General features: G+C 37.2%; 22 protein-coding genes. 12 read left to right on the top strand and 10 right to left on the bottom strand.

Annotation, left to right across the window (positions count from 1 at the left end; all coding sequences use genetic code 11):
* Positions 1-3: 3 nt before the first annotated feature.
* Entirely contained in the window at positions 4-1,422 is a 1,419-nt protein-coding gene (murC, locus tag CH361_RS09450; RefSeq protein WP_100790595.1) for a UDP-N-acetylmuramate--L-alanine ligase, read from the top strand.
* A gap of 5 nt (positions 1,423-1,427) precedes the next feature.
* Here the strand turns inward: murC and CH361_RS09445 are convergent, their stop codons facing one another.
* The 3 genes from CH361_RS09445 to CH361_RS09435 are packed head-to-tail and all read right to left on the bottom strand — an operon-like array spanning position 1,428 to position 4,448.
* Complete coding sequence (locus tag CH361_RS09445; protein ID WP_100790594.1) at positions 1,428-2,528, bottom strand: 5-(carboxyamino)imidazole ribonucleotide synthase; 1,101 nt, start codon at positions 2,526-2,528, stop codon at positions 1,428-1,430.
* Positions 2,529-2,540: 12 nt separating this feature from the next.
* Positions 2,541-3,038, bottom strand: a complete 498-nt coding sequence (gene purE, locus CH361_RS09440; protein ID WP_100790593.1) for a 5-(carboxyamino)imidazole ribonucleotide mutase — start codon at positions 3,036-3,038, stop codon at positions 2,541-2,543.
* Between the two features lie 30 nt (positions 3,039-3,068).
* The gene (locus CH361_RS09435; RefSeq protein WP_100790592.1) at positions 3,069-4,448 is read right to left on the bottom strand and encodes a UDP-N-acetylmuramoyl-tripeptide--D-alanyl-D-alanine ligase; all 1,380 of its coding nucleotides are present in this window, start codon (positions 4,446-4,448) and stop codon (positions 3,069-3,071) included.
* 51 nt (positions 4,449-4,499) lie between these two features.
* Here CH361_RS09435 and CH361_RS09430 point away from each other — a divergent pair, with 51 nt between their 5' ends.
* From CH361_RS09430 to CH361_RS09420, 3 genes are read left to right on the top strand one after another with little or no spacing between them, the layout of a single operon-like run.
* Positions 4,500-5,540 carry a Gfo/Idh/MocA family oxidoreductase gene (locus tag CH361_RS09430; RefSeq protein ID WP_100790591.1) on the top strand — a complete coding sequence of 347 codons (1,041 nt, stop codon included), beginning with the start codon at positions 4,500-4,502 and terminating at the stop codon, positions 5,538-5,540.
* Positions 5,537-7,171 (top strand): ABC1 kinase family protein, encoded by a 1,635-nt coding sequence (locus CH361_RS09425; RefSeq protein ID WP_100790590.1) that lies wholly within the window; start codon positions 5,537-5,539, stop codon positions 7,169-7,171. Before CH361_RS09430 ends, CH361_RS09425 begins: the two co-directional genes overlap by 4 nt.
* An 18-nt stretch (positions 7,172-7,189) precedes the next feature.
* Positions 7,190-7,750 carry a lipoprotein signal peptidase gene (locus tag CH361_RS09420; RefSeq protein ID WP_100790589.1) on the top strand — a complete coding sequence of 187 codons (561 nt, stop codon included), beginning with the start codon at positions 7,190-7,192 and terminating at the stop codon, positions 7,748-7,750.
* 69 nt (positions 7,751-7,819) lie between these two features.
* Here CH361_RS09420 and CH361_RS09415 read toward each other — a convergent pair whose 3' ends face one another.
* Together CH361_RS09415 and CH361_RS09410 are read right to left on the bottom strand one after the other, a co-directional pair.
* Entirely contained in the window at positions 7,820-8,530 is a 711-nt protein-coding gene (locus CH361_RS09415) for a carbon-nitrogen hydrolase family protein (RefSeq protein ID WP_100790588.1), read from the bottom strand.
* On the bottom strand, positions 8,530-10,440 hold the full coding sequence (locus CH361_RS09410) for a hypothetical protein (protein WP_100790587.1): 1,911 nt from the start codon (positions 10,438-10,440) through the stop codon (positions 8,530-8,532). The genes CH361_RS09415 and CH361_RS09410 overlap by 1 nt, the downstream gene beginning before the upstream one ends.
* A 112-nt stretch (positions 10,441-10,552) precedes the next feature.
* On the opposite strand from CH361_RS09410, the gene CH361_RS09405 reads away from it, so the two are divergent.
* The 3 genes from CH361_RS09405 to CH361_RS09395 all read left to right on the top strand — a co-directional run bounded on the left by CH361_RS09405 (position 10,553) and on the right by CH361_RS09395 (position 13,952).
* On the top strand, positions 10,553-11,341 hold the full coding sequence (locus CH361_RS09405) for an AAA family ATPase (RefSeq protein ID WP_100790586.1): 789 nt from the start codon (positions 10,553-10,555) through the stop codon (positions 11,339-11,341).
* A gap of 112 nt (positions 11,342-11,453) precedes the next feature.
* Positions 11,454-12,545 (top strand): hypothetical protein, encoded by a 1,092-nt coding sequence (locus CH361_RS09400; RefSeq protein WP_244279765.1) that lies wholly within the window; start codon positions 11,454-11,456, stop codon positions 12,543-12,545.
* A 60-nt stretch (positions 12,546-12,605) separates the two neighbouring features.
* Positions 12,606-13,952: a PrsW family intramembrane metalloprotease gene (locus tag CH361_RS09395; RefSeq protein WP_100790584.1), complete on the top strand. Its 1,347-nt coding sequence runs from the start codon at positions 12,606-12,608 to the stop codon at positions 13,950-13,952.
* 5 nt (positions 13,953-13,957) lie between these two features.
* Here CH361_RS09395 and CH361_RS09390 read toward each other — a convergent pair whose 3' ends face one another.
* Entirely contained in the window at positions 13,958-15,055 is a 1,098-nt protein-coding gene (locus CH361_RS09390) for an LB_137 family protein (RefSeq protein ID WP_244279763.1), read from the bottom strand.
* 28 nt (positions 15,056-15,083) lie between these two features.
* Here CH361_RS09390 and CH361_RS09385 point away from each other — a divergent pair, with 28 nt between their 5' ends.
* A complete protein-coding gene (locus CH361_RS09385) occupies positions 15,084-16,601 on the top strand; it encodes a PP2C family protein-serine/threonine phosphatase (protein ID WP_100790582.1) in 1,518 nt (505 codons plus the stop codon).
* Positions 16,598-18,157, top strand: a complete 1,560-nt coding sequence (locus CH361_RS09380) for a tetratricopeptide repeat protein (RefSeq protein WP_100790581.1) — start codon at positions 16,598-16,600, stop codon at positions 18,155-18,157. The genes CH361_RS09385 and CH361_RS09380 overlap by 4 nt, the downstream gene beginning before the upstream one ends.
* Before the next feature lie 13 nt (positions 18,158-18,170).
* On the opposite strand, the gene CH361_RS09375 is transcribed toward CH361_RS09380, so the two are convergent.
* Complete coding sequence (locus CH361_RS09375; protein ID WP_002974097.1) at positions 18,171-18,494, bottom strand: STAS domain-containing protein; 324 nt, start codon at positions 18,492-18,494, stop codon at positions 18,171-18,173.
* A 400-nt stretch (positions 18,495-18,894) separates the two neighbouring features.
* Here CH361_RS09375 and CH361_RS09365 point away from each other — a divergent pair, with 400 nt between their 5' ends.
* Both CH361_RS09365 and CH361_RS09360 read left to right on the top strand, forming a co-directional pair.
* Positions 18,895-21,006 (top strand): EAL domain-containing protein, encoded by a 2,112-nt coding sequence (locus tag CH361_RS09365; RefSeq protein ID WP_100790579.1) that lies wholly within the window; start codon positions 18,895-18,897, stop codon positions 21,004-21,006.
* Complete coding sequence (locus CH361_RS09360; RefSeq protein WP_100790578.1) at positions 21,003-21,779, top strand: M48 family metallopeptidase; 777 nt, start codon at positions 21,003-21,005, stop codon at positions 21,777-21,779. Before CH361_RS09365 ends, CH361_RS09360 begins: the two co-directional genes overlap by 4 nt.
* An 8-nt stretch (positions 21,780-21,787) precedes the next feature.
* Here the strand turns inward: CH361_RS09360 and CH361_RS09355 are convergent, their stop codons facing one another.
* Positions 21,788-22,321, bottom strand: a complete 534-nt coding sequence (locus CH361_RS09355) for an MORN repeat-containing protein (RefSeq protein WP_100790577.1) — start codon at positions 22,319-22,321, stop codon at positions 21,788-21,790.
* A gap of 46 nt (positions 22,322-22,367) precedes the next feature.
* Positions 22,368-24,365 (bottom strand): ATP-dependent helicase, encoded by a 1,998-nt coding sequence (locus CH361_RS09350; protein ID WP_100790576.1) that lies wholly within the window; start codon positions 24,363-24,365, stop codon positions 22,368-22,370.
* Positions 24,366-24,444: 79 nt separating this feature from the next.
* On the opposite strand from CH361_RS09350, the gene CH361_RS09345 reads away from it, so the two are divergent.
* Positions 24,445-25,536 carry a response regulator gene (locus tag CH361_RS09345; RefSeq protein ID WP_100790575.1) on the top strand — a complete coding sequence of 364 codons (1,092 nt, stop codon included), beginning with the start codon at positions 24,445-24,447 and terminating at the stop codon, positions 25,534-25,536.
* Positions 25,537-25,543: 7 nt separating this feature from the next.
* Here CH361_RS09345 and CH361_RS09340 read toward each other — a convergent pair whose 3' ends face one another.
* Positions 25,544-25,894 carry a hypothetical protein gene (locus CH361_RS09340; protein ID WP_100790574.1) on the bottom strand — a complete coding sequence of 117 codons (351 nt, stop codon included), beginning with the start codon at positions 25,892-25,894 and terminating at the stop codon, positions 25,544-25,546.
* Between the last annotated feature and the right edge of the window lie 14 nt (positions 25,895-25,908).

Here is a 25,908-nt window from a genome sequence, read left to right as displayed (position 1 = left end):
AAGATGAAGGGTCCAATTTTATTTTTAGGAATTGGTGGCAGTGGGATGTCGAGCCTTGCCCATATGGCTCTAGATCTAAACCTGCCAGTATTAGGTTATGACCGTAAAAATTCAGAAACAACCGACTTTTTACAAGAACGTGGTGCTAAAATCCAAAACGAAATTACCGAAATCCCTTTAGAGGGAATTGAAATGGTCGTTTATAGTTCAGCCATCAATGACAAACACAAACAAGTGTTTGATGAAATTAAAAAGAAGAATATTCTACTAAAACATAGATCCGAATTTATGCACCTTTTGGTTTCCAACCAAAAATCAATATCCGTTGCGGGTAGTCATGGAAAAACTTCAACCACAACTATGGTTTCTCAAATCCTCACAGAACGAGGAACTGATCCTACCATTATGATTGGGGGGGACACCAGCCTTTTAGAAAAACGAGGTGGAAAAATAGGAACTGGAAAGTATGCAGTTTATGAATCCGATGAATCCGACGGTACTTTTTTAAAACACAGAGCAGACCTTCGTCTTCTCACGAATATTGATAACGACCATTTAGATTACTACAAAACTAGGGAACGTTTAGAGGATGCTTTTTTTCAATACATGGGATTTGGAACACCGGGGGCAACCATTCTATTTGCTTCTGATCCCGGAATTCGCGAAGTATTAATTCACAAAACAAAAGAGATTGTTATAGACCCAAATTTTATTCTTTATCTTTGTTTGGATCGAAAAGAGGCCAAAACCGATTGGTTTGAAGGATTAAAACTGAACCTTGGGAATCAATTGGTTTGTGTTCTTTATGAAATCATTGAAGACCAATTAGAATTTGAATTTCCAGGATTCGAAAGAGTTTCACTCAAATTGCCTTACCCTGGTGTCCATTATCTGACGAATGGATTAGTGGCTGTCGTTTCTGCCTTTGTAGTAGGTATTTCTCCTTCTGACTCCGCAAACATTCTATCTCGTTATATTGGTGTAAAACGAAGGCAAGAAACTCTTGGAGTATGGAAAAAGATAACCATAATGGATGATTATGGCCACCATCCAACAGAGATTGAAATGGTAATCCGATCCTTAAAAAATAAATTAAATGCCCAAGGAAACCTTGTTGTCCTTTTCCAACCTCATCGTTACACTCGGACGCAGTTGTTATTAGAGGACCTTGCAAACTCACTGAAAGCGGCAGACCTTCTTTTTATTTTACCCATTTATTCTGCTGGAGAATCTCCAATCCCAGGAATCACTCACGAATCGTTTAGACCATTTTTAGATCCAAACAAAACAGAAGTTTTACATGGAGAGATTCATTTGGATTTACTATCCATTCAATCCAAATTAAAAGAAGGGGATTTGTTACTTTGTTTGGGTGCCGGGAATGTTCGCGACTGGGGACTATACTTACTCGGGACCGTTTAAGTATTTTATAAATCGTGAAATAGGGGACTTACTTCTTCTAAAGTTCCTTTAAAATTTAAATGTCCCATTTTCCTTCCTATCTTAGCTTCCTTTTTACCATAAAGATGCAGTTTATAACGATCATCCTTTAGTAGAGACCTAGCAATCGACAGACTTTCATTAAAATCATTACCTAAAATATTTTTCATGAGTGTAGGTTTTGGTCTAACATCTGTTGGGGGAAGATTTCCTGTAATTGCTAAAATGTGTAATTGAAATTGCGAAATACTTTGGCAATCTTGAGTATAATGACCTGTATTATGGGGTCTGGGGGCAAATTCATTTAAATAAAGTTGATTGTCTTTTACAAAAAACTCCACTCCCATAGTGCCTACGTAATTTAATGAATCCGCCAGTTTGGAGGCCATTTCAATTGCATCCAAATTGAGGCCGATCGGAATTCTTGCGGGATAAATAGAAAGATCTAAAATATGATTTTTGTGTTCATTTTCTACAGAACCATAACAAACAATTTCACCATTTTGAAACCTAGTCAGAATGATGCTGATTTCTTTTTGGAAAGGTATGACTTCTTCTATAAGATATTCCTCGTTTCCATTTCGGAAAGCATTCTCTAAAAAACTTCTATAATCATCAGCATTTTGAACTTTTACCTGACCTTTTCCATCATAACCGAAACGAAGGGTTTTAATGATCCAAGGATAGGAAATAGAAATTTCAATTTTAGAAGTATCTTTCGTTAGGTGAAAAAACTCTGCCGTTTTAAACCCTAACTTTCGAAAATGGTTTTTTTCAAGAAGTCTGTCTTGAGCAATCAAAAGTGATTCTGGTGGCGGAAAAATCAAATGTGTTTTAGATTCAGATTGTAAATACTCTAAGGTAGATTTAGGAATATTTTCGAATTCAAAACTCAGTACGTTGGTACTCGAAAGAAATTCTTTTATGTCTGAAATTGATTCGTAAGGAGCTACAGTAGAATTTGCACCTACTTTTGCAGATGGAGAATCATTTTCCGGAGAATAACAAAAAAAATCATAACCTAAAGGAATCGCTTCCAAACACATCATTTGCCCAAGTTGGCCAGAACCCAAAACACCTATTTTCATTTTCTTTTCTCTTTAGATGAGTTCGTTATTTTTTGATAAAGCTAAGTTTCTATTAGTAATGGCATAGGCTTCTAATTTATCATGTAGGGAAGAATCGAGTAAAGAGAGGATCCGAACAGCAAGTAGACCTGCATTTGCGGCTCCACTAGTTCCAATGGCAAGTGTTGCCACAGGGACTCCCTTCGGCATTTGAACGATAGAAAGAAGACTGTCCATTCCGTTCAATGCTTTGGATTGCACTGGAACGCCTAATACCGGCAATGTGGTGAGAGAAGCTGTCATACCAGGTAAATGTGCAGCACCGCCCGCTCCGGCAATGATGACACCAAATCCATTTTGTTTCGCAGATTTTGCAAATTCCACCATCCGTTCCGGGGAGCGGTGTGCTGATACAATTTCTTTTTCAAATGGAATCCCAAATTCTGTCAAAATATTACAGGCTTCCTTCATGGTTTCCCAATCAGAATGAGAACCCATAATGACAGCTACTTTTGGTTGGTTTTTAGACATACGTGTAATTTAGGAAAAGGCATTTCTGGATCAACCCTTAAATGTTTCTAAGGCCAATACAATTCGTTCCATTTTCATCGACCGGGATCCCTTAATCAGGATTACTGATTTTTTTGGAATTTCTGATTTCACAAATTGAATGAGATCTTCAAGGTCAGAAAACCACTTTGCACCGGGAACTTTCTTTACCATAGGGAGAGTCTCTTCACCAAACCCAAGTAAGATTCCTTTAGAGATTCTATGAATTTCTTTTCCTACTTGTTCATGGTAGTATTTCGAAAATTTACCAAGTTCCTTCATAGAACCAAGAATCCAAACAATGTTTTGATTGCCTGCAAATTGTTCGGCAGCCCCTATACTTGATAACATAGATTCTGGATTGGCATTGTAACAATCATCGATGATGGTATAGTATGCACGATTGATATTTAGTCTTTTGTCTGGACTTTTATATTTTTGAATGGTTTTGATGATATGTTCTGGGTCTACTTGGAAATAAGCGCCAACGGCAACCATACCGCGTACATTGCTAAGAAGTTTTTCACCTGGCAAATTCCATTGAATCCTTTTACCCTTCCATTCTAAGATAAATCCATTCGATTCTACCTTACTAATTTTTAGAATTGGGTTTCTTTGATGATTCCAAACTATAAGTTTGATATTTTGTTTTTGAGTTCGCTCTTTGGCTTTTTTTAAGAACTCTAAATCATCTGGTACAAAAAGTACTGATGATTTGGGCATAGCAGTGATGATATCAATTTTTTCATCAGCGATAGCTTCCCTTGATTTTAAATTTTCGATATGTGCTGATCCAATGTTTGTAATGAGAGCATGAGTTGGTTCTGCGATTTTAGAAAGTTTCGCGATTTCTCCTCGATGATTCATTCCCAGTTCCGCAATCACAACTCTGGTTTTTTCAGTAATTCTAAATAGAGTGAAAGGAAGACCTATTTCATTATTATAGTTTTTTTCTGTCACAACAAGAGTTTTGGAATTTAAAAACCCAAACAAACCACCTAATAAATCCTTCGTAGTAGTTTTTCCTGAAGACCCAGTAACAGCTAACAGAATGGGTTGGAACCTTTTTCTATGATAATTGGCTAATTTCCCAAGCGCCGATAAACAATCGGGAACGATGATGGCTCTTGTTTTAGCATTTGCTGAGAGTTTTTTTAAAATAGGATGATTTTTCTCGCAGAGAAACCCTTGGGCTCCTTTTGAGAGAGCATCCGAAATGAATTCATGTCCATCTCTTGTCCCTCTCAAAGGAACAAACAAAGATCCAGGTTTTGCTTCGGCTGAAGAGGTTGTGATCCATTGGAAACTTGGATTGTCCGTCTGTTCCCAATGTAAGTCTTTGGAAAACAAACTTAGAATAGTTGACAGGGAATATTCAAATGGTGCGATCATAGCTTCTATGCCAGTTTCTTGTGGAAAGAAAGATTTGGAAGAAAAAGATAAATGAAACGATCCAAAATCAAAACCATCCTGATCGGCCTAGGACGGATTTGTTCCAGTTTGGAAAAGGATCCCTTTCGCAAGAAACCCTGCACCCATATGGGAGTTTTAGAATCCCAGTGGGGGAAAAAACATTTCGAATTTTTATTAGGTTTGGATGTTTCAGAAGAAAAATGCCAAACCTTCCAGTCGCTTTGGAATGCCAAAACACAACTCATTCCCTCTGATCCCAGAAGAACAAATTTCCCCGAGGGAGTCCAACTTGCAGTGATTTCCACTCCAAGTGCCTTTCATGAGGACTGGGCCATTCACTGCATTCGCTCAGGAATCCCTAATTTACTTATCGAAAAACCTGTGGCTCTATCCGAAGACGGTGCCAAAAAAATCCAATCTCTTGCGAGAAAACACAGAACAAAAATCTGGATCAATCACGAGAGGCGGTACCATCCAAGTTATCGGTATGTAAAGGACGAGCTAACCAAAGGAAAACTAGGAAACCTCAGGTCCATTCGGGCTTCCGTATTCACTTCTGCAAAAAATCCAGGACTTGCTTTTTCGAAACTAGGTGGGGGACCTCTCTTACACGACGGAACTCATGCGGTTGACCTCATCCACTGGTTTGTAGGAAAACCCAAATTACGAAATGCAAAATTAGAAATTCCTAAAAAAGGAAGCATTGAATCTAGAGCAGTGGCTTGGTTCGAAACGAAAACTGGTGTTGATATCTTTTTGGATGTTTCCGGTGGTCGGGATTATTTTCAGTTTGAACTAGACCTTCATACAGACACTCATCGCATTATCTGTTCCAACGATGGGTTTCGTTTTTTCGAGTCAGCCCCATCCAATTTATACAAAGGATTTAGAAGTTTTGTTCCTTATGAACCCAAACAGTTTCCGAAACCAGAGACTTCTAATGCCTTTATCGGTATTTACGAAGAAATTTTCCAAGTAGTGAATGGGAAAAAAGACAAAATGGAAGGAACAATATCAGATAATATTGAAATTCTAAATTTAATAGAATCGATTTATAGGCGAAAACAATGAAGTCCAAACAAAACAGGTCGATATCCATTTACTCATTTGTACTCCGAACTTGGTTAGGGTATCTCATCCTTTCGAAAATCAAACGGAGATTTTTAACCGAATCAAAATTTGAAACCATCAAAGTTCAATTTTTAAAACGAAAAGGAAAGGAAACCAAAAATCTTTTTTTCCAATTGGGGGGAGTTTATATTAAAATTGGTCAGTTCGTTAGTAATTTATTCCACATACTACCGGAAGAATTTTTATGGGAACTCCAAGACTTACAAGATAAAATCCCACCTCGTGAATTCGAAGAAATCAACAAACGATGGATGAATGATTATAAAAAATCCATGTCGGAAATTTTTACAGATTTAGATAAAACTTCTTATGCCAGTGCTTCTACTGCACAGGTTCATATTGGATATTACCAAGGAAAAAAAGTAGCGATTAAAACTCTATACCCAGGGATTGAAGAAGATGCGAAGCGAGACTTAAAGACCTTATCCAGAGTGCTTTGGCTCATTGATCGATTTGTATTTAAAATTTCTGCCAAGGAAGTGAGTGAACAACTAAATACAATGATCCGGTCAGAACTGGACCTTCGCAGCGAATTAAAAAACTTAAAATACACCAAACAATTATTTGCCATGGAAAAAGATTTCTTTTTCCCAAATCCTATTGATGAACTTTGTAATCGACATACCCTTGTTACCGAATTTGTAGAAGGGAAAAAAATATACGAACTAGAAGTCTTAGAATCCCATACAAAGAAAAATCCGAATCTTGAAAAACTCGTCAGAGCATATATTTTGATGATTTTTGAATACCGGTTTTTTCATGCAGACCCACATCCAGGAAACCTGATTTTTATGGAAACAGGGGAACTTTGTTTTATTGATTTTGGCGCCGTCCAATCCATTTCCGAAGAAGAAACTCGAATTTTAGAAAGAATTTTAATTGGTGCTATGCGAAAGGATTACCACTTAATTACAGAATCTTTATTTGAACTAGGCGCAGTGACGGATTCTTTATCAAAAGAAGAATTAATACAAATCGTAAAGTATTCCCTAGAAAAACTAAACCGAATCCTAGATTCCACGGATCACTTCCGTAACATTGGATTTGATACCCTTCGACCCGCCGAAGACCTGAGGTTTTTAAAAGAAATCCAAGTCAGTTTAAAACGACTTCTCTCTAGTCTGAAACTTCCACCGAATTTTTTAAGCCTCCACCGCGTACTTGCTCTGTTACTTGGAAACTCCTCGTATTTGGATCCAACAAGGTCTATGATCGATTATGCTGAAAAACCCTTTTCACAAATTGTATTAAAGGGGAGTTCATTAAAAAAACTTTGGAAGGATGAAGGAGAAGAATTCATTACGAGTCTTTTTTCCTTACCGAAGGAATTTAACGAATTTTTTTATAAATGGAACCGGGGAGAGTTCCAAAATCCAGATTCAACAAAAAAGGAGGAATTACGACTCAAAGAAATATTCACCTTTGGAGCTTTGGGTTCGATATTTTTCTTTTTCGGAATGTATTATTCTGAAAAATTCTGGAAAGAACCAAGCATATTATTTTATATACTATCAGGACTTAGTTTTTGGTCTTTAGCCAAATCGAGTCTCAAGTATTGGAAACAAAAATAAACGGACCTTCTCTAATTTATGAATCTACCAAAAACCCCTTTTTTTTCAGTTTTTAAACCAGGATACCTTGCATTTGTTGCATTTGGACTTTTTTTGGATTTAATTTCAAAATACGTCATCATCACAAAAATGGTAGCTCACGAAAGCATTCCCGTGTTAGGTGATTTTTTCAGGCTCTCATTAACATTCAATACTGGTTTTGTTTTTGGTCTTTTTCAGAACAATGCTCTTCCTTCTCTTTTTGCAACAGGCTTTGCCATTGTATTTTTAATTTTCTATCGTTGGCAAAATGCTGATTTAGGTAATGCATGGGGTTGGAATTTTGTGATGGCTGGGGCCTTTGGCAATTTTTCAGATAAGTTTTTTGTAAAAATTCCAGGTGTTGGGTTTCGATTTGGTTTCACACCTGAAAAACCGGGAATCGAATACATTGGGGTTGTAGACTTCCTTGATTTTGAGTGGCCTGATTTTTTACTTTTTGACCGTTGGCCTGCTTTCAATGTTGCTGACTCTTGTGTTTCGATTGGAATTGTAATTTTACTTTTTACTATGGATTGGAAGGAACTAGATAAAAAATAAACGAAAAGAAAATGAAAAAACCCACTAGAGACAAAAGATATTTTTAATCTTTGTAGTGGGTTTTAAATTTTATAATAAATAACTTCTCATCACATTCACAGACAAAGTTTTTAATACATCCTTGTCTTCTTCTAATTTTCCAACCTTCCAGTTAATCCCAGACGGGGAAGCATAAAGACTTCTGGCAGGTTTTCCCTCTGTTGGACCACAAACACGAATTAAATGCACTAATCTTTTTTTTGCTAGTGTTTCAAAGTATGTCAAATCTTCTTCGTAAGTACGTTTTTCATCCGCACTCGATAGATAAAATACAATTTCGATATCTTCTTTTTTAAACTCATCCCAAATTGATTCGTTTTCTAAATCTTCTCCGACAAGAAGTCCAAATCGTAATCCACCCATAATAAAAATGGATTCTGTTTTTCCTGGGCTCACACCTGGTTCTTTTGAAGAAGAAGGGGATTTTTTTTCATAAAAATCAACAAGAACAACAGACTGAACAATGGGAAGAGCCGAAACCAAATGACCTTCTTCATTTTTACGATAATGGCTTCCGCCAAGAATCACTCCCGGAAAACTTTCGGAAATTTCTAGGAGTTGGTCTTGGTATTCTTTTTCATGTTTGGATGCAATTTCAGGAGTTTCTCCTTGGAAAAAATGAGGAAATCCTTCCGGTAAAAGTAAAAAATGAGCCTTTGTTTGTTGAATTTTGGAAATTTCCTCAAGGCCGATGCGTTTATGAAGGTTCTTTTGATAAATTGCGATTTTGATGACTGCCATTAAAAGGGATCCCCAGTTGGTAATATGTCATCATCTTCAGGATCATCCGAACTGTCATTTTTTTCACTGGAAGAATTCGTATCAATAGAATCTAAACTTTCCGCTTCATCAGTACTTTTAACCGATTGTGTTTCAGGAGTTTCTTTTTCTAAATCAGCAAGTTCTGTATCACTGGATTCAGAATCCGTAGGTCCTGATTCCACACCGAAGGAAGCTTTCATTTGTTCTGGGGTCAGTTCCACAAGTCCACCAAAAAGATCCCCAGTTTCAATCCGGTCATAAAGAGCCATTAAATAACAATAAGACTCCATAATGCATTGTTTGACTGGTTTTTTATTGAGTCTTTTTCGCGACTCCATCGAATCTAAAGTCAAAACATCATTCATATTGGCCACGATTTCTTTTTTGCCTTTCATATCTTTGATGAGGACAAGAAGGGAATCTCTGGACTTTAAACTAAATTCCTTAATCGCCATTCTCACAGTTCTTGATTGTCCTGTGCGTTTTTGTTCAATCCCAGTTAACTTTTTAGAAGCTTCAATATAATTGGCACCGGGATTTGCTTTGTGTTTTTCTAATTCTCTAATGATATCATTATAAATTCGGAACTGGTCAATGATGGTTCTTGTTCCTTCATAAATATCCAACATCTTTTGGCGGTAGTCCACCTTAACCCCGTTCACTGACCCGGGTTTGATATCAATTTTTTTAGTGGTCATCACAAAAGAGTATTCATCATCAAACTCATAAAAATAAAAAAGAGCAAGTAGGGCCTTATCGGAATCGGGGATATGGGAAAATTCATTTTTAGGATCAAATTTTTTACGAAGTTTGGGAATGGAATACATTTGCATCAAACGTAATCCATAAGCTTGTTCTTTGGAAAGAGGGACTTCGTCTTCTTTTTTATCCTCGTCCTTGGATTCCTCTTCTTTTTTGTCTTCTCTGGTTTCTACTTCTTTTCCGCCGGGGACATTTTCTCCAGACTTTCTTTGGCCTGGTCTTTCTTCTGGAAGGATACCAAGTAAATTCTCCATATAACGAGAAATCAGTGGAATATTTTTATTTTCTGCCCGAAGAATGACTAAATACAATCTATCAAAAAATCCTTCAAAAAGGTTATCTATCTCTTGTGTGACTTTTCTTTTTTTATTTGCATAGATGAGAGAAGGTTTCCCTTCTAATTTTTGTAATTCATCATAAGCTTGAGAAAATGATTTTTTGAGTGTCTCTTGATACGGGTAAAGGATGTACATCCTTTTAAAAAGTGAATAAATCGGATTTTTCACTCGTTCAATCGCAACGGGGGATTCTGGTGCCATCATAATTGGATCAGTGATGTCTGTTAACTCAGGACCATTATATAACTTTTGCCCCATTGCCAGAAGTTCCACAAGGAGAGGATTGATTCGATCGAGAGCTTTGCTTAGTTGTGGCGAATATTGTTGGTTGGCAAGAAGTTCGTTTCCGCTATATTGTAATTCAATTAATGCTTGTTTTGCGCGAATGCTAAAGTCGTGCATAAACTTAGGAGTTAAATCGCTCGTTCCAAAAGGAGTGACACGCGCCAGCCAACATTTTAGTTTCACCGCAAATCTAGCAGAGAAACTACTAATTTCTCTTTCATATTGAGCTTTTGAGTCTGCTTGTGATTTCGTATTTCCAGAATCAGATTTGTTTTGATTCCCACCTCGGCTTCCCGAACGACCTTCGTCTCCACCACGGGAAACTGTGCCTTGACGCACCTTGGGTTCTGGACGGTTTTTTCTAGTTTCATCTTCTTTCTGCGGTTGTTTTTCTTTTATGATCTCCCCGCCGGCACTGACAAACTTATTGAACATATCCTTTCTTGCAGAATCATCCAGTTTCCCTACGCCAATCGCCCGTTTCGTATTATCAAAATCGCCCATAATTTACTATCGTTCCAATCTCTCAGTATGGAAATTCAATTTCTTACAAAAAGCAATTTTTAGTGGATTCCCCTGTTTTTCTGAAAAGATTGGAGTCCAAAAGGTAGATACCATGGCTGATTACATCCTGTCCGACGATCTAAAAGAAGCAGTCCAAGTGGCAGAAATTACAAAACGACCGCTCCTCCTCAAAGGGGAACCTGGAACGGGGAAAACTCTCCTCGCCAGTTACCTAGCCGAGACCAAAAAACTTCCATTCTATAGGTGGCATATTAAATCCACAAGTTTGGCCAAAGAAGGTCTCTATTTTTATGATGCGGTTTCTCGTTTGAACGATTCTCGGTTCCCAGAAGAAGAGGCCATGCTTCGGGTAAGAGAGGTAAAAAACTACATTCGATTAGGGGCTCTGGGCGAAGCCTTTTCCCAAACTGACAAGGCTGTAGTTCTCATCGATGAAATCGATAAGGCTGATATTGAATTTCCGAACGATCTCCTTTTGGAATTGGACAAAATGGAATTTTTCATTCCAGAAACCAAAGAACATATCATTGCAAAAGAAAGACCCATCGTCATCATCACTTCCAATAATGAAAAAGAACTTCCTGATGCCTTCTTAAGACGTTGTATCTTTCATTACATTGAATTTCCCAAAAGGGAAGCAATGAAAGAAATCATAAAAGCCCATTATCCATCCATTGAAACCGAATTTATGGAAAAAGCACTGGCAATGTTTTATTCCATTCGAAGGATTGAAAGTCTCCGCAAAAAACCATCCACAAGCGAACTTTTGGATTGGATTCAAGTGCTTCTCGTTTCAGGCGAAACACTCGAGTCCAGTAAAATTCCATTTGCTGGAACTTTATTCAAATCAGAAGAAGACTACCGAGTCCATTTGAACTAATATGTTTTTGGATTTTTTTTACAACCTACGCAGTGAATCTGTGCCTTGTTCTACGGGGGAACTAATCGCTTTTCTAGCCAGTCTACGAAAACTGACGGATCCTTCTGGGTACATGAACTTGGACCAATTGTACCGAGTGGGTCGACTTAACTTTGCCAAAGATTTAAAATTCTATGATAACTATGACCTTGCCTTTTCCAAAACCTTTGGAAGTTGGAAAGAGGAAAGAATTCAATTTAGAGACACCCTCTTTCAATGGTTAGAGGAAAATATCCCCAAACATTTAACTGATTCCGAAAAATCCAATGCTCCTCATTTGAGTATGGAAGAGGTAATCGAAGAACTAAAAAAACGTTTGGAAGAACAGAAGGAACGTCATGACGGTGGAAACAAATGGGTTGGAACCTCAGGGACATCTCCCTTTGGTAATTCAGGGTTTAATCCCAATGGGATTTCCATCGGAGGAAATACAGAAGGAGAAGGAAGTAGGTCAGGGGTAAGTTTATGGAACGAACGAAAGTACAAAGCGTACAGAGAAGACCAAATTCTTGATACAAGATCCATCCAACTTGCCCTAAAAGAACTTCGGTTTCTCAAAAAAGAGGGACGAAGAGAACTTCACGTAGATAAAACCATAGTCAGAACTTGCGAAAATGGGGGAGAAATTGAACTTGTGGAAGAAAGGGAACGTAAAAACTCCCTTCGTTTGGTTCTCATTATGGACATTGGTGGGAGTATGACACCTCATTCGGACCGAGTGAGTAAACTTTTTAGTGCCAGTCGTGGACTCTATCATTTTAAAGAAGTTCATAATTACTTTTTCCATAATATCTTTCATGAATACTTATACGCAGATCATGAGTTCCAATCGAGAATCTCTCTCAAACAATTTGAAGAAAAATTTCGTAAAAACACAAAACTCATCTTTGTGGGAGATGCTTATATGGCACCTTACGAACTGATGGGAACACCATATAATCCCTATGCGTATAACAGGTCTAATCCAAACGAAAAACAGAAAAAAGCCCAAAGTGGCCTAGAATCTCTCAAGGAACTCGTAGGTTATTTTCCGGAATCGGTATGGCTAAATCCAGAACCAAAACGATTTTGGGGAGCCCCAACCATCGAAGCCATTGAAGATGTCATTTCTATGTTTCCACTCACCATTGAGGGTTTGCGAAAGGCAGTAAAAAGCCTGACCTAACTAGTAATTCTGTAGTATTCTCATTGATTTTCAAAGTTTTTTAGCCGTTAATCATACCAAATGATCGATCAAATTTCTGTTTCCAGCTTGGTCATTTTCCTTATCAATTTTTTAACTCTGGCTTTTTATTATTCCTTCTACAGGTTTCATTTTTATCGATTTGCAGAATCCTTTTTACAATACACAGCCTTCGCTTTTTCTTTTTTTAGTGCTGGGGTTGCTATTGGTTTACAAGCAGGATTCTTGTATTGGATTTCAGATGCGGGACCTCTCTGGAATGCTTTTTTTCTTTCTTCCTTTGTGGAAGAATTTGCGAAACTTCTCGGAATCTATTTGTTCTTTAGAAAAAACCAAGATGAATTCACCGTAACCGATGGAATTTTTTATGGATTAGTGTTAGGTGGTGGTTTCGGATTTGTTGAAAATATTTTATATTTTATCAATACGGGTCTTTGGTCTCAAGTCCTAAGGTCCATTACCGCATTACCCATTCATATGATGAATGGGGGAATCATTGGTGCTTACTTAATGATGTTTTTATTCCACGAAAATCCTATTTTTAAATGGGGAAAAATTGGTTTTGGTTTTTTCGTTTGTGTAGGGATTCATGGATTTTATAATTTATCTCTTTCTCAAGAATTTGATCTAATCATTGTCCTTCCCATTTGTATCCTTTCTCTTTTCTTTTTATTAGAACTGATCATCGCAAAATCAAGAATCCTAGTTCCTGGCAATATTCTAAAACTAATGAATATGACTATGGAACAATATGAAATTCTAAGCCGTCACAATAGGCACGAGGGATGGATTCAAAACGTTCAAAAACATATTTCCACATCAGGAATTAAACTTTTACAATATCCGAATTTACGCCATTCGATCTTAACAATATTCTTCTTAGTCCCTGGGATTTTTTCTGTTTATCTATTGTATGAATCTCCAAATTTAATTTCACAAAAATTTCCAGATCTTGCCATCCAAGATTATTTTGCTCTTTTTTTTATGTACCCCATCATACTTTCTTTGATGTTTTTCTTTGCAGGAGTTCTAAATCCTTACTTTTTTAGGGATCGAATGCTTGCCGTTCCTCTTTTTAGTTCTGTGGATTTACATACAAATGGTATAGAAGAAAATTCGGCTATCTTTCATATCCAAGCCAATATGTTTTATCTTCCCACATCACAAATGTATGAAGAGAATACAAAAGTTAAGTTTGATCTTTGGATTGGTTTAGATTGTTTTGTTGGCCTTTCTGGAACAATCCTTTGGTGTAAAGAAAACGAAGAAGGAAATTGCGGTGCGATGTGCCAACTGGATGAAATTCCTTTTCGATTTCTCTTAAAATGGCATTATTTACGATTGAAACAAAATTTTAAAAACTTGTTTTTACGAAAAGCGATGGTTTAACCGGACTAAAACTTCGATTCAAAACTAAGTCCATAAAACAAACTTTCGTTCGGTTTTTGGAAGGAATTCCAAACCCCATAAACATTTGTATTTGATCTCATATCAAGGATGGGTTTCAAATAAACTCCGTTTGCATTTTCCTTTTTAGTTTCCATTGGACCCAAATAATAACTATCAATTAAACTATAAGCAATAATAGAAGTAAAAACCACTGAATACATTAAAAATCGTTGTCTATGGAAATCATAACGATCAGTACTTAAAGTATTGGCAAAAATAAATACTCTTCCATCAGAAGTCGGGATGTATTCCATATCGTTATTGATTGCCTTTACGGAAGCATTGTATTCGTATAACATTCCTAATCCGGAAATTACTGCTCCACTAAAAATAAAGGCTGCTTTTCCATATTTTTTTTCTGTGATGGGAGAATATCCTGGGATAACTTTAGGTGTTTCTTCTTTGATCACTTTGACAATGACTGATTTATTTTGGATTTCAAAAGATTTAAAATCCAAAAGGTCTGCGGATTCCAAAGTTTTGGATTCTGTTTCAATGATGATTTTTCCTCGATCCAAAGTTTTGAAATTTCCGACGATTTCTTTATCCCCAAAAACCCATTTTCCTTTGGCACCTGGGTCAATGTATCTTTCCATGGGAAATCCCGATTCCGCACTGATTTTGAGACTAGAGATTTTTTTTAGAGGAATTATCTCTAACTCCAATGGGCTACTTTTTTTGGAAAAACTAGCACTCGTTTTGTTTAGTTTGGTGAGAATTAAATCACAGTCTTCCACACCAAAGGTTTTATAATCCGCACAAGCGGGAAGACCGTCATAACCAACATCGATCCCGAGTACATCTGTATTTAAGAATTTATACCGTTTTCCTTGGTCTTGCCATTCGACATGCGTTGCCGTTACATTGACTACCTTTCCATTCAGTACTTCCCCTGATTTTAACCGAATCTTATCTGCTAAAACAGAAGTAGATCCCAGTATCAAAATGATGAGTGAAAAACTGACCCTGAATCGGGGAAGAAAGGATATGTAAGTGCCTAAAACCAATGGGAAAATCTCAATTTTGTGATAGATTTCTATCACTTAATTATCGACAATACTAGTAATTGCCGTGAACAAAAGCAAAATCAAAACGACGAATTCCTTACGATTTAAGATTGGACTCTTTTATTCCCTTCTTGCCTTACTCAATATCATCTTTTTTACGGTGATGATCTTCGAAAATCAGTCTGACCTGCTCCTGAAAAACTTCCAGTTTCAGTCGGAAAACCTCGCCAATACCATCCTTGCCGATATCCAAACCATTGGGCTTTCTGGAGCCAAAGATGAAACTTACGAAGTCTTCCGTAAAACTTTGAAGTTATACGAGATTGGTAAGTTTTCTATTTTTGAAGCTGATGGCAAAATCATCCTCTCAGAACCAGAATCCGGTCCTGGTATGAAAGAAATCACAGAATCAGTCTTAAAAAAAACCAAAGAAGTTTCTTCCGATAAGGAAGGGAATCTATTTAAGGCACGTTATAGTTTAGATTTAAACGAATCCGATTTCACAGTGGATTTTTTATTGCCGGTAAGACTTTCTGATTCCAGAGAAGTTTTCCTTTTTACTCATTTTAATATTTCATCCATCCAAGATCGATTGAAACAACTCTATATCCAAGTTGGTTATGCAGTTCTTTGGGGTGTTGTTTTTCACATTATTTTTGCGATTTTGGTTTACCGTGCCATCTTTAAAAGAGTTGGATCTTTGGAGGTTGCTTCCAAGGGGATGGCTACTGGCAATTTACAATCGAGAGTAGATTGGAGTTTTAAAAGTAATGATGAGTTGGATAGTTTGGGTAAGTCATTCAACCTAATGGCAGATGAAATCCAAAACAAAGTAACAACGATTACTAAACTCAATGAAGAGATCAATCAAGAACTTCAGATTGGAAAAGAAGTCCAAGAGTTATTTTTACCTTCCGTCAAAAAATTTAAAAAATTCAATATTGGAAAACTTTACCGCCCAATGCGAGAGGTTTCTGGTGATTTATACCAATACTTCCAAATTCCAGAAAAAGACTTTTATGGATTCTTTCTCGCGGATGCTTCTGGTCATGGGGTTTCTGCGGCACTGGTAACAGTTGTTATGGCGATGTCTTTACAAGCCATTATGAAAGAAAACCATTCTGCGATTCAAGCAATCAACCAACTTGGAGAAGTCATCGCCAATCGTTTACAGGCGTCTTTCTTTGCTACTGGAGTATTTGTTGTATTTGAAGAACCGGGTGTAGTAAAATTTGTAAATGCAGGACACAATGCACCGTTTATTGTTCGTCCATCTACAAAAGAAATTACTTATATTGATAGTTCGGGACCACCACTTGGTATGGGTGACGATATCCAATACTCTTTGGATTCATTTCCTGTCCTTCCTGGAGACAAAATAGTTCTTTATACTGATGGAGTGGTGGAAACACCTATAAGAGAAGGCGGACTATTTGGATTAGAACGATTCACGGAAGTTGTTTTAGAAAACATCCATCTTTCCAACGGCGAAATTGTGGAAAAAGCTATGGCACTTCTCGAAGATAAACATGAGGAATACAAGGATGATGTGACTATGATCATCCTTGATGTACCGGAATGAGAAAGTTTTTCTTTTTTTCCCTTTTCTTCATTCTGTTTTTTTTCTTCGCTTTGGCTTCGGAGGCTATTGTCAGTGTAAAACTACAAGAACTCCGATTTGGAATTCTCAGGGACCAACTGATGAATTACCAACTCTCCTCTCAAACCCTAAGAGAGCGTTTGAAACAAATGTTTCTTTCCAAAGATGATTATATGTCTGAGGTAAAAGTTAATATTTTAGAATCGGGGATTATGAATTCCGAAACGGAAGGATTGGATTTAAAAATGGGTTGGCGGGACAGGTTTGGACTGTATGTCATTAATTCCGTCCGTTTTTTAAATTTTAAACCAGCTTTGGAACTGGAAGAACAACAAAATACAATCATCCGATTACAATTTGCTTTTTATATGGAAAGGACTAGGAAATATCCAATCGCTTCCAAAAAGTACCAAGAGTTAGAAGATTCCATTACTTCAGCTTTATCTGACGAAATGGCATTCTCACTCCTTCACCATGGGTATTGTCTCGTGATGATGGGAGAAAGAGAAAAAGCGTTTGTGAAACTCACCAAAACCTTGGATTTATTTCCAGGAAGTCATTATGCTGAAAATGCAAGTCTCTTAATTAGTTTTTTAGAAGAAGGCGAAAAGAAAAAAGAAGAACTAAAAAATAAAAATAAATCCCCAGAAGAACTTGCATATTCTCTATTCCAAAGTGGAGACTATGAAGAAACTTTAAAAACCTTAGAAAATCTACCAAATCTTACCAAAGACCAATCTTATATCAAAGCTAGAGCTATGGAAGAATTAGGTAAAACTTCCAATGCAGTGAAAGAATACATCCAACTTGTAAAACAAAAAGACAACAAGGAAGTGGCAATTCGTGCTAACAGACGTTTGTTACTCATTGGAAATTTTTACCAAGAAAACAAATCACTTGTAGCCTTTTCAAAGGAAGAAGCAACCAAATTAGGGGATACGAAGGCTGCGGAAAATATTGAAGAAGGAAAGAGTTTAGCATTAAAACCTGTTATCATTGAAAAGGTTCTAAAAGCAGAAACTTCAACCAATCTTTCTCCAGAAGAATCTAAGGAACTAGACCAAATCAAAGAAAACATTCGTGAGTCTTTAGAGGTTTCCAAAGAAGAAACTACAAAACTCGCCGTAGTTGTATCCGAAGAAAAAATTCCTCTTGTACCTGAGACGGTTCCAGAACCAGTCATAGAAAAAAACAAAAATCCAGAAACGGTAGTTGTGAAAAAACAGAGTCCCAAAGTCCCCTCAAAGTTAAAAGTGAAACTGCGGGATGGGCGAGAAGTGGTCTGTGATGAAGTAAAAGTGGAGGGAAACCTTGCCACTTTGCAACTCGGTTCCTTTGGGCTAAATTTACCCTATGAATTAGTTGTTTCTGTAAAGATTTCTGGGGAGGGAGGAGGAGTTCCCATCAAACTTTTGACTGGATCAGGAGAGAGGTTTGAATCAAGCCAATGGATCCAAAATCCTGCCGGGGATTGGGCAAACCCAAAATCGACAGAGGAACCAGTGGCCAGAGGAGAAGTGAAGAACTTCCGACTCTAAAAAGATTCTAAATTTACGGAAGTTCCGATTCTCCACCGAGAATCGTAAAAAACTTGTCCAAACTAGACAATTTCAAAATAACCATAACGTCTTGGCTGACGTTGAGAAGGAAAAATTGTCCTTCCTCTGATTTGAGTTTCTTTTGGAGGTTTGCAAGAAGGGCAATTCCAGAGGAATCTAATAGTTTGATATTGACCATATCAATTGCTACGGATTCTGCTCCATCATCGATGATTTTATGGAGTTCTTTCTTAAGTGCTGGTGCAGAATAAATGTCGAGGGAACCCTCTAGAGTAACAACTGTATGATTTTTAACTTGTTTTGTTGTGAAATTCATTGAACTTCCTACTGGCACGTATACAATCTGTTTACTTGCCAATTTTGTAAAGAATTTTTGCAGAAACCGATTCTTTGAAACCCATATCCTATAATTTTGATTAGAAAAAACCCTAGTTTTGAAGCTTTTTCAAAACCAAGGTGATTGCTTGGTTGAATCCATCGTAACCACCCTTGTCATAATCATTGAGTTCTCTATAATCTAAATCACTCATGTCCAAGAGTAATTTCCGCAACTCATGCTCTAAATATTCTTTTTTGATATAGCAAGTTTCGAATGTTTTAGGATGCACGCTTCCTATCGGACGAAATTTCCAAAGAATTTCGAATCATTTTTAGGTTGAGATTTCAGGAAAATTTAGAATTCTTAGTGGGAGAGAAAGCCGTTCGCGGCAAAAAAAATGGGCATTCCAATCAGCGTTCTAATACTAGAAAACGATTCTAATAGTGTTTTTGATCTCGTCAGAGAAATGAAGTCGGGTGGCCTAAGCCCTTTGTACCGAGTAGTGGAATCCTTCCCATCTTGGGAGGCAACGGTGCATGAAGAAGATTGGGATGCCATCATCTGTAGCACGAGGGAACCATTTCATTCAGAAATTCCCGTTTACCTTCAGTACTTAAACGATAAAAAACTGGATATCCCAGTGATTTTACTCAGTGATCGTGAGGAATTTTCGAAAAACCTCAGTTATATGAAGTCGGGGGTAAACGATATCATAGAACGAACACACTTAACTCGTTTAACAGAGGTTTTGGAAAGGGAAAGAAGGGAATTAGTTTATCGAAAAGAAAAAAACACAACGGAAACTTTTTTATACCAATCCCTAAAAGAAATCCAACTCCAAAAATTTGCCCTTGACCAAGCAAATATTGTCTCCATCACCGATGCCAATGGAATCATTACATATGTAAACGACGCTTTTTCCAAAGTAACTGGTTATAGTGTCTCAGAACTTATTGGCCAAAACCATCGGATCATGAAGTCACCAGACAAAACCAAAGAAGATTGGACTAAAATTTGGGAAATCATCCAAAAGGGAAATGTCTGGAGAGGGGAAATTCGAAATATCAAAAAGGATGGAAATGATTACTGGGCAGATACGACCATTGTTCCCTTCACTAGACAAGACAAATCGGTATTCCAGTACATTGCAATTCACCACGATATTACTGACAGAAAACTCGCAGAACAACAATTAACTCACGATGCCTTTTATGACAACCTAACTGGCCTACCCAATAGAGCCTTATTCTTAGCTCGAATTGAACAAAAGATCTTTGCTTATAATACTAAAAATACTGGTTATCCAATTCTTTTTTGTATCAATATCGATAACTTCAAACGCATCAACCATTCTCTCGGAAATGATGCAGGTGACCAAGTTTTACAAATTTTTGCCAAAAGACTCAAACAATTATCAGATTCTGATGCCATCATCACAAGACTTGGAGCAGATAATTTTGCCATTCTAGTCACTCATATTCTTTCCGTGGAGGAAGGGGTAAACTTTGCGGTCAAACTTTTAGAGCGTTTGGGAGATCCAATTCCTATTGGAGGTTATTCTATTTATTTAACGGCATCTTCTGGAGTTTCAGGATTTGGACTGGGCGGTAAGGAAGCAGATGTACTTTTGCGAAATGCTGAGATTGCTATGTTTCATGCAAAATCTCAAAAAGTCGGAACAGTTTCTGTTTTTAACCAAGCCATGCAGGAGAAAATCCACTTCCAACTAGAAATTCAAAACGATTTAAAAAAAGCATTAACACAAAACGAAATTTTTGTCTATTACCAACCCATCCTGGATATCAAAGAAAATAGAATCGGACATTGGGAAGCACTCGTTCGTTGGCGCCACCCACAACGAGGAATGGTTTCTCCTGCAGAGTTCATTCCATTAGCTGAGGACTCTGGGCTCATTGTTCCTATCACAAAGTTTGTTTTAGAAAGAGCTGCCGATGTCATTGAAGAAGTACAATTAAAACAAGGACTACCGATTTCCATTGCCGTAAACCTAAGCCCTCAAGTTTTCTATGATCAAAATATCTTTCATTGGATCGTTGATTTACACAATCGTAGAGGCATTCCTTACACCTCCTTGCAGGTAGAGATTACCGAAAGTTTGGCGATGAAAAATTTAGCAGAAACAGTTCCTATACTTTCCAACTTAATTGATATTGGAGTTAAAGTTGCTTTGGATGACTTTGGGACCGGATTTTCTTCTCTTTCCTATTTGGAAAAACTTCCTCTTTCTATTTTAAAAATTGATAAATCCTTTTTGAACAATGTGGAAGTTGGATCGAAAGAAAGTTTTTTACTAATATCAATTATCAATATGGCGCATGATCTTGGTTACTCGGTAGTTGCAGAAGGAGTAGAGGAGTTAGAACAACTAGAACTTCTAAAATCCTATGAATGCGACAAAATCCAAGGGTTTTGGTTGTCGAAACCTCTAGGTAGTGAAGATATAGTTTCTTTTATCCATCAATTCTATTCTAAACAGGAAAAAAAATGATTCGAATTTTTAATCTTTTCTTAGTGGTTCCTTTTTTACTTTATTGTAGCACTTCACCAACAGGACGAAGGCAAATCATTCTCGTAAAAGATGCAGAAATGAATGAAATGGGTGTCACTGCCTTTTCTGAATTAAAAGCAAAAACACCAATTGATTCTACTGCCTCTGCAAACACTTATGTAAACTGCATTGTATCTGCAGAGTTAGCCGTAACAACTGATACAACCGGGGTCGCCTCTTGGGAAGTGATTGTGTTTAGAGATAATACTCCAAATGCATTTGCACTCCCTGGAGGAAAAATTGGTGTTCACACAGGAATGTTTTCCGTTGCCCAAAACAAAGACCAACTAGCAGCCGTCATTGGGCACGAAATTGGCCACGTCATTGCAAGGCATGGAAACGAAAGGGTCTCACAAAACCAATTGGCAGGTGGGTCGGTTAAAATCTTAGAAAGCCTAGGAAAACCAACAGTTGCAGGAGCTTTGGGTATGGGAGCCAAATTTGGAGTTCTATTGCCTTTTTCTCGCGAACATGAATCGGAAGCTGATTTGATTGGACTGGAACTAATGGCAAAATCTGGATTTGATCCAAGAGAGAGTGTTAACCTTTGGAAAAATATGAGTGCTCTTGGTGGGGACAAACCCAATGAACTATTATCAACACATCCATCGGACGCCACTCGAATGAAAAACTTAAATAGCGCAATGGCTAATGCTTTAGCTTTATGGGAGAAGGCGAAGGCAGAAGGAAAAAATCCCAACTGCCGATTGTAAGGTGATCGTTATTCGCAGAGAAGTTTTCTTCCTGCGATTTTACAATTTCGAGCTTTCCCATCGTCGGTCAAAACTCCGATTCCTTCTTGACCGTCTGATGTAAAATCACCAGAAACAGATTTACCGTCTTTAAAACTATAGGTTCCTTTTCCGTTGATTTGTCCGTTTTGGAATTCTCCTACGTATTTATCTCCGTTTTTGAAATTATACTCACCCGGTCCTTGTTTTTTATCTTCTATATAAGTGCCGTTAAATTTTTCACCATCAGAGTAGAGGAAATTTCCGGCTCCCTCCCGCAGGTCATTTTTAAACGAACCAGTATACACATCTCCATTATCGTAGACATACTTACCAATTCCGTTGACACAGTTCCCTTCAATACAACCAAACTTTTTCCCTCCTTTTTCAGGATCTTCCAAGTTTGCGTTTCGTGCATTTGAGTTTGTTTGTTCTGAACCGTCTTTTGTGTCTTGTGAAGCACAGGCCACAAACAGGGACAAAAGAAAAAGGCTACAAACCAAAAGGCGAAAGGATAATTTCATACGTCCTCCAAATCTAAACCTATGGTAGGGGATTATTTTTCAGAAATCAATTCAAAAAGTAGCGTTGGATGTCATGAAACCTATCGTTTTCCTGTTTAGTGGAACTAGTTTCTACTTCCTCTTTCTGGATTTTTGTAATCTCCTCATCAACAAATTCACTTAAATTAGGTAAATCAGTCAAAAACCGGCTTACTGTCGTTAACCTATTTTTATCAGAAAAAATAGGTGATGTTAAAAATAATCCTTGTTTTGCCCGAGTGATTGCTACGTAAAAGAGGCGTCTTTCTTCTTCTAAATCTTGGATGGTTTTCGTTCTGGAACTAGGCAAAATTCCTTCCACTACTTGCATGGTAAAGATATGTTCCCACTCTAGGCCTTTCGCGGAATGGATTGTGGAAAGTGTCAAAAATTCATCTTCTTCTTTTTCCGGAGAACTGGTATCCATTCTTTCTGTAGGATCTAAAGTTAAGTTTGCTAAATAATCAGATAAGAGCGGAGAAGATTTTGTTAGAATTTTAAAAGACTCTAAATCCAATTTTCTTTTATCAAAATCATCATATTCTTGTTCCAAAATAGGAAAATAATAAGATAAAACTGCTTCTACAATGGCCATACTATTTCCCAAATTTGGAGTTTGTGACCGCAGAACTCCCACTAGATTCTGAAACGAGAACTTAGATGCATCAGAAATTCCCAAAAAGAAAGTAGAAGAAGAATCTATTTGTTCGTATTGGAAATCAATCGATTCAAGATTTTTATACAAAACTTGAGCATACTTTTTTCCTATATTTTTTTCTAGAAGTAAAATTCGATTCCAAGAAAGTACATCTTTGGGATTATCAATGATACGAAGGTAGGACAACAAATCTTTGACATGCGCTAAATCTAAAAATCGTTTTCCTCCATACTTTCTAAACGGAATTTGTTTAGCACTGAGTTTGACTTCTAAAAGGTTAGAAACATAACCAGCGCGGAAAAGAACTGCCATTTTTGATAAAGGAATATTCTCCTCATACAATTCTAAAATTTTATCAGCAATCCAAGTAGCTTCTTCTTCTGTAGACTCAAATTTTATATGTTTTGGTTTCGATTGAAGAGGTTTTGTCTGAAAAGAAACTAATTGTTTTTTGTAGTTTTCTTTGCTCCCATCCAAAACGGCATTTGCTAAATCCAGAATCGGTTGTGTGCTTCGATAATTTTTTGTTAGGTGGATTGTTTGAGTGTTTTGGAAAATTTTTGGAAAATCCAACATATTATTCACATTGGCCCCGCGAAATCCATAAATACACTGTGCATCATCCCCAACAACAAGAATGTTTTGGTGTTTGCTTGCCAGTAAACAAGCAATATGAGCTTGGATTCGATTTGTGTCTTGGTATTCATCTACCAAAATATATTGGTATTGTAATCCAACACGTTCTCGGATGGATTCTTCTTCCATCAAGATCTTTCTTGTGAAGTCTAACAAATCATCAAAATCCAACGAATTATGTTTTAATTTGAGTTCAGAAAATTTGGTTTTGATCTCTTGAATTTCTCTTGTGATTCCAAGAAACATGGGATAGTCTTTTTGTAAGACTTTTTCCAAAGAACTTTGTAGATTGAAACAGGCAGAAAAAATTTCCGCCAAAGTTTCTTTTTTGGGAAACCGAACTTTTGAATCTTTGGATACAATTTGGTCCCTAGCCATCCCAACAAAACTCACTGCATCATCTTCATCCAAAATCGTAAAATTGGAATTCAGGGAAACAGATAAGGAATACTTTCGTAGAAATTGGTGGCAAAAGGAATGAAACGTTCCACCCTGAACGGAAAACATTCTCGAATCAAGTAGACCGCTCGCTCGGTTTACCATTTCTTTAGCAGCCCTTCTGGTAAATGTCAGAAGAAGCAGAGAACTGGGGTCAATCCCAGACTCAACCAGAGCTGCTAATTTATGAACAATCGTGTTTGTTTTTCCTGTTCCCGCTCCCGCGACCACTAAGATGGGGCCAGGAGGAGACAGAATGACTGTTTTTTGTGCGTCGTTTAAATCCTCATTCACAATACAGAGATTTGTTATCTGGATTCTGTTGACAAACTCTAATTATTCTATTTGATAGATGGAACCGGTTTTAAATAATATGACAGCAGTTGTGGGATCAGATAAAGAAACAGACGTTAAAAGAATCTTAGTCGTTGAGGATGAAAGGATCATTGCTATCAATATTTGTTCCACTTTGAAACAATACGGATACAATGCGACTTATGTTTCTGATGCCAATGATGCCATTGAACACATCGAAAATCAAAATTTCGATTTGGTTCTTATGGATATTATGCTAAACGGTCCGATGGATGGGATCGAAATTGCAACCATTATCAAAAAAACAAAAGAAATTCCTGTTATCTATTTAACTGCTTATTCAGATGAAGCAACTATTAATAGAGCCAAGGCCACCGAACCATTCGGTTATTTAATTAAACCATTTAACAGCCGTGATTTGTATATCTCGGTGGAAATGGCAATTTATAAATCACAAGTACAAAAACACATACGAAATGTGGAGAGTAGGCTTGCCGAAAATCAAAAATGGGAAACCATTGCTCTAGTTGCCTCAGGGATTTCTCATGAAGTGAATAATCCACTCACATCCATTCTAAATTTAGCAGACCTAATTACCTTAGAAGCCAAAAAAATTGGGAGTCATTCCTTAGAAGAAAAGGCATCTAAAATTGCAGAAGAATCTGATAGAATTGCAAAAATCATAAAAAACCTAGTTTCCTATTCTCAGTCGACTTCCTCTCAATGGAACTATTCCAATTTGGGAAGTATCACAAACGACACTCGTTCGTTTCTCCACCAGTACTTTTTGAAGGAAGGAATCCAATGTGAAATTGAAATTGGAGACATTCCTCTAATTTATTGCCAACCTCAAAAAATCAAACAGGTACTTCTCAATTTAATCCAAGATGCCAGAGTGCGAGTGAATACGAGAGAAGGAACGATTGGTAGAAAAATTACCATCAGCTTAAAACAAGCAGAAGAAGATGGAACAAGTCATATCCTCATTCAAATCAAAGACAATGGATCAGAAGATTTGATGAAAGGGATTTCACAAATGAACTCGTTAGAAGTCACAAGAAGTATCATTGGTGAACATAAAGGAAAGATGTACCGAGATGACAACTTATCTTCTTGGTTTTTTACTCTCCCAATTGTAAAGCCACTATAACAGATGTTTAACGTTTCCCCAAAACTAGCGGTTTTGAAAATTGAGGTGTTTCTTCTAATAATTTAAAAAACAATTCTATACGGCTCGAATGTAACATCCAATTGTCTTCCAAAAATAACCCTGAGAGAAAAAAGTTGAAATCTTTATAGTATGAAAACGAAGTTTGGGGATTTTTTGTGAAATCAAGAAGGATGGCGAGAGCCAACCTGTTGGCACTTTCATCAGGGCCAAAGCCCTCCATGGGAATCTGGATAGAGGGTTCTGGAACTAGGAAGCAATGTTCTGTGTTTCCCTCTTTCACTTTGAGATTGTATCGCAAAGTGCCTGGAACACGTTCCCCAGAGTAGGTTTTTGCCATTCAAAACTCCCGGA

This window comes from Leptospira brenneri (assembly GCF_002812125.1).
GTDB lineage: Bacteria > Spirochaetota > Leptospiria > Leptospirales > Leptospiraceae > Leptospira_A > Leptospira_A brenneri.
This window is presented reverse-complemented; position numbering and strand designations above follow the sequence as displayed.